The sequence below is a fragment of the Mesorhizobium sp. M1A.F.Ca.IN.022.06.1.1 genome (assembly GCF_003952605.1).
Taxonomy (GTDB): Bacteria; Pseudomonadota; Alphaproteobacteria; order Rhizobiales; family Rhizobiaceae; genus Mesorhizobium.
In genome coordinates this window covers 3,745,933-3,758,425 of record NZ_CP034455.1, presented here as the reverse complement: position 1 = coordinate 3,758,425, position 12,493 = coordinate 3,745,933, and the positions used below count along the sequence as shown (strand labels likewise).

Sequence of the window (12,493 nt, the reverse complement as noted above, 5' to 3'; positions counted from 1 at the left end):
GCCGGGGGGCCGCTCAGATCACCGCTTCGATGAGGAACGGCCCCGGACGCGACAGCGCGCTGTCGAGCAGCGCGTCGAAGCGCTCGCATGTGTCAGCGCGGGCTGCTTCCACCCCCATGCCGGCTGCCAGCGAAACCCAGTCCAGAGCCGGCTGATCAAGGTCGAGCATTCGCCTGGCATTCTCGCCGATCGCGTTCACCCCGACATTGCGCATCTCGCCGTGCAGGATGGCGTAGGTCCGGTTGGAAAAGACGATCGTCACCACGTCGAGCTTTTCCCGCGACTGGGTCCATAATCCCTGCACCGTGTACATGCCGCTGCCGTCCGCCTCCAGATTCAGCACCTTGCGGCCAGGACAGGCGATGGCCGCGCCAGTCGCCATTGGAATGCCGCCGCCGATCGATCCGCCTGTGCCCATCATGTAATCGTGCGGGGCGGCAAAGGCCGAGAGCGCAAAATAGCGCCGCGCCGAGGTGACGGCCTCGTCGCAGACGACCGCATTCTCCGGCAGCTTCCGGGCTACCGAAAGTGCAACCGCGTCGTCCGTCAGGTTGCCGCGCGGGGCCGGCTCATTGGGAAAGGCCGTGGCGACGGGCACCGGCTGCGACGGTTTGATGCCCAGTTCGTCGCGAAGCGCAGCGAGTGCCGCCTTCAAATTCTCGCCATGCTCGGCCAACGACATCACTTCACAGTCTTCGCTCACAAGCCGGCCCGGCTTTCCGGGATAGGCAAAGAACGCCACCGGTTCACTGGCTCCGACGAGGATCAGGAGATCGATGTCGGCAAGGAGGGTGCGCGCGGAGTCGATCGGATATGGAACGCGGGTAGGCGCAACGCGGCCCCGGCCGCGCTGCATCCGGGCGATCAGAACGTCGCTGAACAGCCGGACATCCGAAACCGCCGATATCTGTCCGGCGATTTCCAAGGCATCCTCACGCGCGGCCGGCCCACGCAGGATCATGCCGACGCGACCGGGCGCGACGCGAATGGCTCCGGCAATCTTGCGCACGATAGCTGCATCGACCGAAGGCGGCGCCGCAAGCTCTACCTTGGCCGACAGGAGCGGACTGGCCTCTCCCCACGCCGCATCCGCCGGCAGGATCAGCGTAGCGATGCCGGGAGGCGTCAGCGAAGCGCGAAAAGCCGCCTGCGCGGCCGGCGCGACGTCGGCCGGACCGGCGATGCGGCGGACCCAGTTCGACATCGGCGCGGCGAGACCTTCAATGTCGCTGGTGAGCGGCGCGTCGAGCGGCAGGTGATAGGAGGCATGGTCGCCGACGATGTTGATCATCGGCACGCGGGCGCGCCGGGCATTGTGGATGTTGGCCAGGCCATTGGCCAATCCGGGGCCGGTGTGGAGCAGCGTCGCGGCCGGGCGGTCGGTCATCCTGGCGTAGCCGTCGGCGGCACCCGTCACCACACCCTCGGCAAGACCGAGCACGCAGCGCATCTCCGGCTTGCGGTCGAGCGCGGCGACGAAGTGCATTTCCGAGGTACCGGGATTGGCAAAGCAGACATTCACGCCATTCGCCAGCAGCACATCGCAAAGCACATCGGCGCCATTCATCGCGTTCCCTCTCGTCCGATTGTCCCCGGACAATTGAGCCGACAAGTGTTCATGCCGCAATGTCCGGTCAACGACTTTGAAGTGATCCAGTTTCAGGAGTGCCGGCGCGTTCAGGCGACCCTCGCCTTCAGGAAAGCCATGACGGCGGCAGTCAGCGCATCGCCGTTCTCCCCGAAGCGGTGGTTGAATCGCCATATGCCAATAGGCGCCGCCGTCGAATAGGGCGACTTTGGTTCCCCTGCCCGTAGCCGGGCCGCGCGATCGTGGGCCGCGGTTGCATGGGCCGGCGCGCTCCGCCGCCCGGGGAAGCACCATGGAACATTTGCCTGATCTGGCGGTTTGATGCAGGCCCGGCCCTGGCCTCGTCCATGCTGGGCGGATTGCTAGTCGGACCGAAGGACCCATGCCCTCGGCCGACGCTTCCGAACGGTGACCACCAATGAGGAAGACGTATCGACCTCCATCCGCGCCGCCCAATCGGCGCACAAGCCGTTCGGAACCTCTGCGCCTGTTTCCGGCAATTGCGCTGGCGCTATTCCTTTCGGCTCCGGCGGCTGCGCATCAGGCGCCCACGGGCTGGCAGTATGACAGCTCATGCTGCTCGGGAATGGACTGCTACCAAGCACCCGCGGCCGACGTGAAGGAAACGAAATATGGGTACCAGCTCTCCACCGGAGAGCTCATTCCCTACTCCGATCGTCGGATCAGGCGTTCGCGTGACGAGTTCTTTCACGAGTGTAAGCCCGGAGGCGACGCGAATTCTCAGCATTCCTTCTGCCTCTACGTTCCCGACCACGACATGTGAGTGGAAAACCTAAGATTTTCCTTGAAGCTCTCCCGGCCATCACCACCTAATCATCATGGGTGAGCATTCCGTCCGCATCGGGTGCTGTGAGTCGTCAATGCCCGATTGCTGGCGCTCTCTCTCATATGAGGGAACCACAATGCTTTCCGGCAGTTGAATACGAGACGAGCCGACTGGCCGACTGGCAACCAGAGCGGCTCTGAGGGCAGAATATCATGCGAGAGAACCAATCCGACGTCTTCGATCTGTTTTCGGAGATATATTCCAACGCGGCCCAGGAAGAGATGAGCCTCCAGCAGTATCTGCTTGGCTGCCGCGAAGACAAATCCATGTATGCCTCGGCGCCCGAACGAATGGTCGAGGCCATCGGCGAGCCCAATCTGGTCGACACCAGCAAGGATGAGCGGCTCGGGCGCATCTTCTCGAACCGGACCATCAAGGTGTACCCCTCCTTCTCCGATTTCTACGGAATGGAGGATACGATCGAGCGCATCGCCGGATATTTCCGTTATGCCTCGCAGGGTCTCGAGGAGCGCAAGCAGATCCTTTACCTGCTCGGGCCGGTCGGCGGCGGCAAGTCCTCGCTTGCCGAACGGCTGAAGAAGCTTATGGAACAGCGCCCGATCTACACGCTAAAGGTTGGCAACCAGATCAGCCCTATATTCGAATCGCCGCTTGGCCTTTTCCATCCCGATCGGATGGGCGATCTGCTGGAAGACAAATACGGGATAGCCCGCCGCCGCCTGAATGGGCTCATCTCGCCTTGGGCGGCCAAACGGCTCGACGAACTGTCCGGCGACATTTCCAAATTCAGCGTGGTCAAGCTGTCGCCATCGCGTCTGCGTCAGATCGCCATCGCCAAGACCGAGCCCGGCGACGAGAACAACCAGGATGTCTCGGCTCTGGTCGGCAAGGTCGACATCAGGCAGTTGGAACATTTCAGCCAATCCGATCCGGATGCCTACTCCTACAGCGGCGGCTTGAACCGGACGACGCAGGGCCTGCTCGAGTTCGTCGAGATGTTCAAGGCGCCAATCAAGGTCCTGCATCCGTTGCTGACGGCAACCCAGGAAGGCAGCTACAACGGCACCGAGAATTTCGGCTCCTTCCCCTATCAGGGCATCGTCGTTGCCCATTCCAACGAATCGGAATGGCAGCAATTCAAGAACAACAAGAACAATGAGGCCTTCCTCGACCGCATCCTCGTGGTCAAGGTTCCGTACTGCCTTCGCATCACCGAAGAGAGGCAGATTTACGAGAAACTTCTGCGCGAGAGCGATCTGGCGAACAGTCCCTGCGCGCCAGAAGTGCTGGACATCCTCAGCCGTTTCACCGTCTCGACCCGGCTTGCCGAGCACGAGAACTCGCCGCTCTACACCAAGATGCGCGCCTATGACGGCGAGAACCTCAAGGAGATCGACCCGAAGGCGAAGTCGGTCCAGGAATATCGCGATGCCGCCGGCGTCGACGAAGGCATGACCGGGGTCAGCACGCGCTTCGCCTTCAAGATTCTGTCGCAGACTTTCAACTACGACACCAAGGAGGTCGCAGCCGATCCCGTGCACTTGATGTACATCCTCGAGGAGGCGATCAAACGCGAGCAATTCCCGAAGGAAACCGAAGCCGCGTACCTCGAGTTCATCAAATCGGAACTTGCAGCGCGCTACGCCGAGTTCATCGGCCACGAGATCCAGAAGGCTTACCTGGAATCGTACAGCGAGTACGGCCAGAACCTTTTCGACCGCTACATCGCCTATGCCGATGCCTGGATCGAGGATCAGGACTACAAGGATCCCGATACCGGCCAGATCCTCAATCGCGAGGTCCTGGACAAGGAATTGTCGCAGGTTGAAAAGCCGGCCGGCATCGCCAATCCCAAGGATTTCCGCAACGAGGTGGTCAAGTTCACCTTGCGCGCCCGGGCGCGCAACCATGGCCGCAATCCGTCCTGGACGAGCTATGAAAAGCTTCGCGAAGTGATCGAGAAGCGCATGTTCGGTCAGGTCGAGGATTTGTTGCCGGTGATCAGCTTCGGCTCCAAGCAGGACAGCGTCACCGAGAAGCGGCACAACGAATTCGTGCAGCGGATGGTGGAGCGCGGCTACACTCAGCGGCAGGTGCGCCGGCTGGTCGACTGGTACATGCGCGTGAACAAGGCTGGCTGAGCAAAGCCCGAAGGGTTCGCATGCCGATCTTCATCGACCGCCGCCTGAATCCGAAGGACAAGAGCCTGAGCAATCGCCAGCGCTTCCTCAAGCGCGCCCGGGAAGAGCTCAAGCGCAGCATCCGCGACCATGTCCGGACAGGCCGCATCGCCGAGGTCGACCGCGAGCATGCCGTGCCGATGCCCCGCAAAGGCACCAGCGAACCGACCTTCAGCGACGCCAGGGATAGTGGGCAGCGCCAGCACATACTGCCCGGCAACAAATCGTTCAGTCCCGGTGATCTGATACCCAAGCCTGGCGGCGGCACTGGCTCTTCGGCGCCGGGAACCAAGCAATCCGAGGACGACTTTCGCTTCGTGCTGTCGCGCGAGGAAGTGCTCGACCTCTTCTTCGAAGATCTCGAACTGCCCGATCTGGTCAAGCTCAATCTCAAGCAGATACTGAGCTTCAAGCCAAGACGGGCGGGCTTCACGGCAAGCGGGGCGCCGACCAACGTCAATGTCGGACGCACCATGCGAAACAGCCACGGCCGCCGCATCGCGCTCAGGCGTCCCAAGCAGGCGGAGCTGGACGCCATCTCAACGCAGATCGCCGAGTTGGAAGCGAAGCCGCCAACCGAGGCAACGCGCGAACGCATCGCTGCTCTGCGCGAGGAAGTTGATCGGCTTGAACGCCGGCGCAGGCGGATCGCCTATGTCGATCCGGTCGACATTCGGTTCAACCGCTTCGACCCCCAACCGGTGCCGAATGCCAGCGCCGTCATGTTTTGCCTGATGGACGTGTCGGGATCGATGGGAGAGCGCGAGAAGGATCTGGCCAAACGGTTTTTCGTGCTGCTGCATCTGTTCCTGACGCGGCGCTACGAAAGGACGGACATCGTTTTCATCCGCCACACCCATGAGGCCAAGGAGGTGGATGAGCACACCTTCTTCTACCACACCGAGAGCGGCGGTACCGTCGTCTCGACGGCGCTCGAGGAAATGCACCGCATCATAGAGCAGCGCTATCCGGTCGCGGAATGGAATATCTATGCCGCTCAGGCTTCCGACGGCGACAACTTCGCCACCGATTCCGAGCGCTGCATAGAACTCCTCGACCGCAAGCTCATGCGCCTCTGCCAGTATTTCGCCTATGTGGAAATCATCGACGAACGCGAAAGCCACATTTTCGGCTCCACCGAGAACGGAACGTCGCTCTGGCGCGCCTACAACGCGGTCGACGGAAAGTGGCCGAATTTCCAGATGAGGCGCATCGCGGCTCCCGCCGATATCTATCCGGTCTTTCGCGAGCTCTTCGCAAGGCAGCCTAGTCTGCGCAAGAGCGCGTGAGAACGCGAGCGGATGGGACATAGGCCGATGGTCAATCAGGCGCGCAAATCCGAACTGTTATTTTCCGGGTCGGACTGGGATTTTGCGAAACTGTCTCGGGTCTACGACGAGATCGAGGCGATCGGGATCGAAGAGCTTCACCTCGACATCTATCCGGTGCAGATGGAGGTGATTTCCTCCGAGCAGATGCTCGACGCCTATTCCTCGGTCGGCATGCCGCTGATGTATCGGCATTGGTCGTTCGGCAAGCATTTCCTCTACAACGAGCTTCTCTACCGCAAGGGCGCGCGCGGTCTGGCCTATGAACTGGTCATCAACTCCAACCCTTGCATCGTCTACCTCATGGAAGAAAACACCATGGCCTTGCAGGCCCTGGTGACCGCCCATGCCGCGCTTGGCCACAACCATTTCTTCAAAAACAATCATCTCTTCCGGCAATGGACGGACGCCGGAGGCATCCTGAGCTATCTGGACTTCGCCAAGGGCTACATCGCCCGATGCGAGGAACGGCACGGACTGCAGGCCGTCGAGGCGGTGCTCGATGCCGCCCACGCGCTGATGGAGCAAGGCGTGTTCCGCTACCATCGGCCGCCGAAGCTGTCGTCGGAACAGCAGCGCGAAGGCCTTCGCGAGCGCCTCGAATATGAGGAGCGTTCCTACAATGATTTGTGGCGCACGCTGCCGACCGCGCAGGACAAGAACAAGCCGGAGGCAGGGGACGAAAGCTTGGCCGAGCGGAAGAAATCGCTCAATCTACCCGAGGAGAACCTGCTCTACTTCCTCGAGAAGAACAGCCTGGTGCTTGAGCCCTGGCAGCGCGAGATCATCAGGATCGTGCGTGTGATCGCGCAATATTTTTACCCGCAGCGGCAAACCCAGGTGATGAACGAAGGCTGCGCCACTTTCGTCCACTACACCCTGATGAACATGCTTTTCGATCGCGGCCGCATTAGCGAAGGCGCCATGCTCGAGATCTTGCGAAACCATTCGAACGTGGTTTTCCAGCCGGCCTATGACGATCCGCGTTATTCCGGGATCAATCCCTATGCGCTGGGCCTCGGCATGATGCAGGACATCCAGCGCATCTCGACCGAGCCGACCGCAGAGGATCGCGACTGGTTTCCGGACATCGCCGGCCGCGGCGACTGGCGCGACACCTTGCTCGATGCCTGGGCCAACCACCGTGACGAATCCTTCATCCGCCAGTATCTGAGCCCCGCTCTGATCCGGAAATGGCGGCTCTTCGTGCTGGCCGACGGCGCCGACGAGCCGCATTACGAGGTCGCCTCGATCCATAATGAGCGCGGCTACAGCAAGATACGGTCCGCGCTGGCCCGAAGCTACGATGTAGGGGCGAGCCGGCCCGACATCCAGGTGGTCGACGTGGATCTTCTGGGAGACCGGCATTTGCGGCTGCAGCACAAGGTCAAGGACGGCATCCAGCTAGAGGACGAAAGCCGCGACGCGACCTTGCGCCACATCCGGAGCCTATGGGGTTATGACGTTAGCCTGGCGGCAATGGATGCCGAAACCGGCGCCGTGCTCAGCGAGCGCTCGACGAAGGAACTTTGACCTCCGAGACGCAGGAAGCCGCCGTCTGCAGGCGGGTCTGACCTCGGCACACCCTAACCCTCGCCAGCGGGCCGGATCCTCAACCTTGCTATGCGGTTCTTGTCGCGCTTCATCACCACGAAACGCTTGCCGTGAAAGGTGAAGGCCTGCTTCTCGTCTGGGATCGTCTGCGTCTCATGAATGACCAGACCGGCGATCGTCGTCGCCTCCTCATCCGGCAGATCCCAGTCGAGCGCCCGATTGAGGTCGCGAATCGCCACCGTGCCGTCGACGACGACCGAGCCGTCGGCCTCCTGCTTGACGCCTTGCATGTCGACATCGTGCTCGTCCGCGATCTCGCCGACGATCTCCTCGATGATGTCTTCCAGCGTCACCAGCCCTTCCATCTCGCCATACTCGTCGACGACGATGGCGAAATGCGCCTTGCGCCGCAGGAAGGCGTTGAGCTGATCCTGCAAGGTGGTGGTGTCGGGCACGAACCATGGCTTCGAGGCGATCTTTGTCACGTCGATCTTGGAAAAGTCGTTGCCCACCTCGTTGAGCGCCCGCAGCAGATCCTTGGCATGCAGCACGCCGACGATGTTGTCGAGCGAGCCTTTCCAGAGCGGCATGCGGGTATGCGGGCTCTGCAGAATCTCGCGCACCACCATTTCCGGCGGATCGTCGGCGTTGACCGAGCGCATGTTGGTGCGGTGGACCATCACGTCCGAAACCTCGAGCTCCTCGAGTTCGAAAAGCGCGCCCAGCCGGTTGCGATCCTCGCGCGCCTGCCCGCTGCGGCGGGTCTCGTCGCCGTTCTCGTCCGGCTCATCCTGCTCGGGCTCCGTCGGTTCGATCGGCCGCAGACTGTAGCCGAGCGCCGCGAAGAGCCGCGTGCGCAAGAGAAACGCCAGCACGATCACGGCGGCAAGGACGGCTGCGGCGATCCAGCCGAAGTCGATCATCCGGGATGGCTCGCCTTGAGGAAGGACAGCACTTCGGAGGGCGGCACGTCCTTGGCGATAAAGGCCTGGCCGACGCCGCGCGTCAGGATGAAGGTAAGCGCGCCGCGCGACACCTTCTTGTCCTGGGTGATGAAGCCAAGCAGCGTCTCGGCATCCGGCAGTTGGCCCGCTATGTCGGCCATCCGCCAGGGCAGGCCGACGGCGCGAAGGTGCGCCTCGACGCGCTCCGCGTCGTCCGGGCTCGCTAGATTGAGACGCGCCGAGAAGCGGTGCGCCAGCGCCATGCCGATGGCGACCCCCTCCCCATGGACGAGACGGGCACCGTCATAATTCGTGGCGGCTTCGAGCGCATGGCCGAATGTGTGGCCGAGATTGAGCAGCGCGCGGTCGCCGGTCTCGAACTCGTCGCGGGCGACCACATCGGCCTTGGCGCGGCAAGCCTCGGCGATGGCTTCGGTCCGTTCCGGGCCGCCGGCGAACACCTTTTGCCAGTTCTCCTCCAGCCAGGCGAAGAAGCCGGGACGGTCGATCAGCCCGTATTTGGCGAGCTCGGCATAGCCAGCGCGGAATTCGCGGATCGGCAAAGTGTCGAGCACGCCGGTATCGGCAAGCACCAGTTTTGGCTGGTTGAAGACCCCGACAAGGTTCTTGCCGCGCGCGCTGTTGATGCCGGTCTTGCCGCCGACGGAAGAATCGACCTGCGCCAGCAGCGATGTCGGCACCTGCACGAAGTTCATCCCGCGCCGCACGATGCCGGCGGCGAAGCCGGCAAGGTCGCCGATGACGCCGCCGCCAAGTGCCACGACGACATCGCGCCGTTCGAGCTTGGCGGCGAGCACGCCGTCGACGACCTCTTCGAGGTGGGTGAAGCTCTTGGTCTTTTCACCGGCCGGCAGGGTGATGACGGCGGCCTCGATGCCGCCTTTTTCCAGGCCGGCCTGCAGCGTTTCGAGATGCGCTGCGGCGACGTTCTCGTCGGTGACGATGGCCGCACGCGTGCCGGGAAGGCGGCCTGCGATTTCGGTTCCTGAGCCGGAAAGCAGGCCGGGCCCGATAAGTATGTCATAGGCACGGTCGCCGAGTCCGACCTCGACCTTCACCGGTTCGCTATGGCTCAAGGCTCCACCTCGTCGTCACTGGTGGCGATTGGCGCGATCCCAAGGTAAGCGCAAAGCGCGCATACCACCTCGCTGGCGATGACTTCCTTGCGGTCGTCGCGGGTCGAAACCGTGAGGTCGGCGGTGGCATAGACCGGGTAGCGCTCGCCCATCAGCTTCTCCAGCACGCCGCGCGGATCCGGATTCTTCAACAGCGGCCGGTTCTGCTTCTTCGAAACCCGCTCCATCAGGAGATCGAGATCGGCCTTCAGCCAGACCGAGACGCCATGCGCATCGATCGCCTCGCGCGTCTGCGCGTTCATGAAGGCGCCGCCGCCGGTCGAAAGCACCTGCGGGCCGTTTTCGAGCAGACGCAAGATGACCCGCTGCTCCAGCGCCCGGAACTCAGGTTCGCCGTAACGCTCGAACAGCTCCGGCACGGTCATGCGCGATACGCTCTCGATCTCCTGGTCGCTGTCGATGAAGGGCAGGGAAAGCATTGTCGCCACCTTGCGGCCGATTGCGGTCTTGCCGGCGCCCATCAGGCCGACGAAGACGATCGAGCGGCTGCCGAGCCGCTCGAGCAGCGCGACACGGCCTTCGTCCGGCGGATTTGCTGGCAGCGCGTTCATGCGGAACCCTCTTTGCGCCGTATCGACATCAAAAGCCCGTTTGCGTCAAGCAGGCCGCCGCAGGCGGGCCAGATCGCCCCTCTTCCGTCGAGAAGCTTCCTCGACAAATCCTCTGCCCGAGCCCTTCGTCCTTGAATTGGCCGGAATGGCGTCCCATAAGGGCACAGGGTTTGGAATCGCAGAACAAGAAGACGGGCGAAGACTGAATGCCGACATTGTTTCGCTTTGTCGTGACGCTGGCGGTTCTTGCAGGCGTCGCTTATGGCGCGATGTTCGCGCTGGCGATGTTCGTGGAGCCGAAAAAGGCCGAAATGAGCGTGCGCATTCCCGCGGAAAAGCTCAATCCGAAGAAGAACTGACCCGGCCAAATGAACAGCGCGGCCCGCATCGAAGCCTTTCTGGAGATGATGAGCGCCGAGCGGGGTGCGGCCGAGAACACGCTTTCCTCCTACCGACGCGACCTCGAAGACGCCTCCGAAGCTATCGGTGGCGGCCTGGCCGGAGCGGCAGCCGCCGACATCCGCGCCTATCTGGACGACATCGCGGCGCGTGGCTTCGCGCCGACCTCGCAGGCGCGCAAATTGTCGGCGATCCGCCAATTCTTCAAATTCCTCTATGCCGAGGGCCTGCGCGGCGACGACCCGACCGGCACGCTGGACAGCCCGAAGAAGGGCCGGCCGCTGCCGAAGACCATGACCGAGGCTGAGACGGGCCGCCTGGTCGACCGCGCGGCCGAGGAGGCGGGCGGGGCCGCGCCCGACGGCGACCGGTTGGCGGCGCTGCGCCTGCACGCGCTGGTCGAGGTGCTCTATGCCACGGGCCTGCGCGTTTCCGAGCTTGTCGGTCTGCCGGTGACGGTGGCGCTGCGCGACGACCGTTTCTTCATGGTGCGCGGCAAGGGCGACAAGGAGCGCATGGTGCCGCTGTCGGCCAAGGCGCGCGCCGCGATGCGGGCGTGGCTTGCCGCCAGGGCGGGGGTGCCGGCCTACGCCGACAGCCCGTTCCTGTTCCCAGCCTCTTCCGACAGCGGTCATCTCTCCCGGCAGGTTTTCGCACGCGATCTCAAAGGCTTGGCGGCGCGGGCCGGCATCGCCTCGACCAAGATCTCGCCGCATGTCCTGCGCCACGCCTTCGCCAGCCACCTCCTGCAGAACGGTGCGGATCTCAGGGCCGTGCAGCAACTGCTTGGCCACGCCGATATCTCCACCACGCAGATCTACACTCATGTGCTGGAGGAGCGGCTGGTGCGGCTGGTCAACGATCATCATCCGCTTGCCGACTAGGCTTCATACCGCTATGTGAGGGCGACGTTCCACCGCCCGGAGCCAGCATTTCCAGGGTTCCGCCAGCCATTGCCTTCCGACGGATCGGTCCGCCCCAGCATGTATAATTACCTCGATTTCGAAAAGCCGGTGCAGGATCTGGAACTCAAGATCCTTGAGCTGAAGAAGCTCGCGGAGAACGGCGAGGCGGTCGATGTCGCCGACGAGATCGGCAGGCTGGAGAAGCGTTCGCGCGATGCGCTGCGCGATCTCTACAAGGCGCTCACCCCTTGGCAGAAGGTCCAGGTGGCCCGCCATCCGGACCGGCCGCACTGCCTCGACTACATCAAGGGCTTGTTCAGCGATTTCACGCCGTTGGCCGGTGACCGCAATTTCGGCGACGACCAGGCGATCGTCGGCGGTTTTGCCCGTTTCCGCGGCGAGCCGGTGGCGGTGATCGGCCAAGAGAAGGGCTCCGACACGGCAAGCCGCATCAAGCACAATTTTGGTTCGGTACGGCCCGAGGGATACCGCAAGGCGGTTCGGCTGATGGAGCTTGCCGACCGCTTCAAGATCCCGCTTTTGACGCTGGTCGACACCGCCGGCGCCTATCCCGGCGTCGGCGCCGAGGAACGCGGTCAGGCCGAGGCCATTGCGCGCTCGACCTCAGCCTGCCTAGCGCTCAAAGTGCCGTCGATCTCGGTGGTCATCGGCGAAGGCGGCTCCGGCGGCGCCATCGCGATCGCCACCGCCAACCGCGTCTACATGCTTGAGCATGCCATCTATTCGGTGATCTCGCCCGAGGGCGCGGCCTCTATTCTTTGGCGCGACACCACCCGTTCCAAGGACGCGGCGACCAACATGAAGATCACCGCCCAGGATCTTCTCGAAATGAAGATCATCGATGCCATCGTTCCCGAGCCGATGGGCGGCGCCCAGCGTGCGCCGGAAACGGTGATTGCCGCCACCGGCGACCTGATCGCCAAGACGATGAAGGACTTCGCCGGCGCCAACACCGATTTCCGCGAGCAGCGCCGCGAGAAATATTTAGCGATGGGCCGCAGCCTTTGATGCATGTCGCGCAAAACTGTGCAGTGGTTTTGCGAAAACGACATGCATGA

At 63.0% G+C, this 12,493-nt stretch carries 10 protein-coding genes; 6 read left to right on the top strand and 4 right to left on the bottom strand.

Features of this window, described 5'->3' with window-relative positions; genetic code table 11:
- Positions 1 to 13: 13 nt before the first annotated feature.
- Entirely contained in the window at positions 14 to 1,567 is a 1,554-nt protein-coding gene (locus tag EJ078_RS18010; RefSeq protein WP_127847452.1) for an acetolactate synthase large subunit, read from the bottom strand.
- Between the two features lie 1,020 nt (positions 1,568 to 2,587).
- Between EJ078_RS18010 and EJ078_RS18005 the strand changes: the two genes are divergently transcribed.
- From EJ078_RS18005 to EJ078_RS17995, 3 genes are read left to right on the top strand one after another with little or no spacing between them, the layout of a single operon-like run.
- Positions 2,588 to 4,537, top strand: coding sequence for a PrkA family serine protein kinase (locus EJ078_RS18005; RefSeq protein ID WP_066990342.1), 1,950 nt, complete (start codon positions 2,588 to 2,590; stop codon positions 4,535 to 4,537).
- 20 nt (positions 4,538 to 4,557) lie between these two features.
- A complete protein-coding gene (locus EJ078_RS18000; protein WP_127216893.1) occupies positions 4,558 to 5,865 on the top strand; it encodes a YeaH/YhbH family protein in 1,308 nt (435 codons plus the stop codon).
- 27 nt (positions 5,866 to 5,892) lie between these two features.
- Complete coding sequence (locus EJ078_RS17995) at positions 5,893 to 7,437, top strand: SpoVR family protein (protein ID WP_095824001.1); 1,545 nt, start codon at positions 5,893 to 5,895, stop codon at positions 7,435 to 7,437.
- A gap of 53 nt (positions 7,438 to 7,490) precedes the next feature.
- Here the strand turns inward: EJ078_RS17995 and EJ078_RS17990 are convergent, their stop codons facing one another.
- The 3 genes from EJ078_RS17990 to EJ078_RS17980 are packed head-to-tail and all read right to left on the bottom strand — an operon-like array spanning position 7,491 to position 10,110.
- Positions 7,491 to 8,381 carry a transporter associated domain-containing protein gene (locus tag EJ078_RS17990; RefSeq protein WP_067319184.1) on the bottom strand — a complete coding sequence of 297 codons (891 nt, stop codon included), beginning with the start codon at positions 8,379 to 8,381 and terminating at the stop codon, positions 7,491 to 7,493.
- A complete protein-coding gene (gene aroB, locus EJ078_RS17985; protein ID WP_067319186.1) occupies positions 8,378 to 9,499 on the bottom strand; it encodes a 3-dehydroquinate synthase in 1,122 nt (373 codons plus the stop codon). The genes EJ078_RS17990 and aroB overlap by 4 nt, the downstream gene beginning before the upstream one ends.
- Entirely contained in the window at positions 9,496 to 10,110 is a 615-nt protein-coding gene (locus EJ078_RS17980; protein WP_127217381.1) for a shikimate kinase, read from the bottom strand. Before EJ078_RS17980 ends, aroB begins: the two co-directional genes overlap by 4 nt.
- A 206-nt stretch (positions 10,111 to 10,316) precedes the next feature.
- On the opposite strand from EJ078_RS17980, the gene EJ078_RS17975 reads away from it, so the two are divergent.
- The 3 genes from EJ078_RS17975 (at position 10,317) to EJ078_RS17965 (ending at position 12,443) form a co-directional block, all read left to right on the top strand.
- Positions 10,317 to 10,469 carry a histidine kinase gene (locus EJ078_RS17975; RefSeq protein ID WP_066990358.1) on the top strand — a complete coding sequence of 51 codons (153 nt, stop codon included), beginning with the start codon at positions 10,317 to 10,319 and terminating at the stop codon, positions 10,467 to 10,469.
- 9 nt (positions 10,470 to 10,478) lie between these two features.
- Positions 10,479 to 11,393, top strand: a complete 915-nt coding sequence (locus tag EJ078_RS17970; protein ID WP_127403979.1) for a site-specific tyrosine recombinase XerD — start codon at positions 10,479 to 10,481, stop codon at positions 11,391 to 11,393.
- A 99-nt stretch (positions 11,394 to 11,492) separates the two neighbouring features.
- Positions 11,493 to 12,443, top strand: a complete 951-nt coding sequence (locus EJ078_RS17965) for an acetyl-CoA carboxylase carboxyltransferase subunit alpha (protein WP_067319192.1) — start codon at positions 11,493 to 11,495, stop codon at positions 12,441 to 12,443.
- Positions 12,444 to 12,493: the final 50 nt, after the last annotated feature.

Excerpts from the sequence above, each read along its gene's own strand:
- EJ078_RS18010 (WP_127847452.1), bottom strand. The coding sequence starts at position 1,567 with ATGAATGGCGCCGATGTGCTTTGCGATGTGCTGCTGGCGAATGGCGTG.
- EJ078_RS18005 (WP_066990342.1), top strand. The coding sequence starts at position 2,588 with ATGCGAGAGAACCAATCCGACGTCTTCGATCTGTTTTCGGAGATATAT.
- EJ078_RS18000 (WP_127216893.1), top strand. The coding sequence starts at position 4,558 with ATGCCGATCTTCATCGACCGCCGCCTGAATCCGAAGGACAAGAGCCTG.
- EJ078_RS17995 (WP_095824001.1), top strand. The coding sequence starts at position 5,893 with ATGGTCAATCAGGCGCGCAAATCCGAACTGTTATTTTCCGGGTCGGAC.
- EJ078_RS17990 (WP_067319184.1), bottom strand. The coding sequence starts at position 8,381 with ATGATCGACTTCGGCTGGATCGCCGCAGCCGTCCTTGCCGCCGTGATC.
- EJ078_RS17980 (WP_127217381.1), bottom strand. The coding sequence starts at position 10,110 with ATGAACGCGCTGCCAGCAAATCCGCCGGACGAAGGCCGTGTCGCGCTG.
- EJ078_RS17975 (WP_066990358.1), top strand. The coding sequence starts at position 10,317 with ATGCCGACATTGTTTCGCTTTGTCGTGACGCTGGCGGTTCTTGCAGGC.
- EJ078_RS17970 (WP_127403979.1), top strand. The coding sequence starts at position 10,479 with ATGAACAGCGCGGCCCGCATCGAAGCCTTTCTGGAGATGATGAGCGCC.
- EJ078_RS17965 (WP_067319192.1), top strand. The coding sequence starts at position 11,493 with ATGTATAATTACCTCGATTTCGAAAAGCCGGTGCAGGATCTGGAACTC.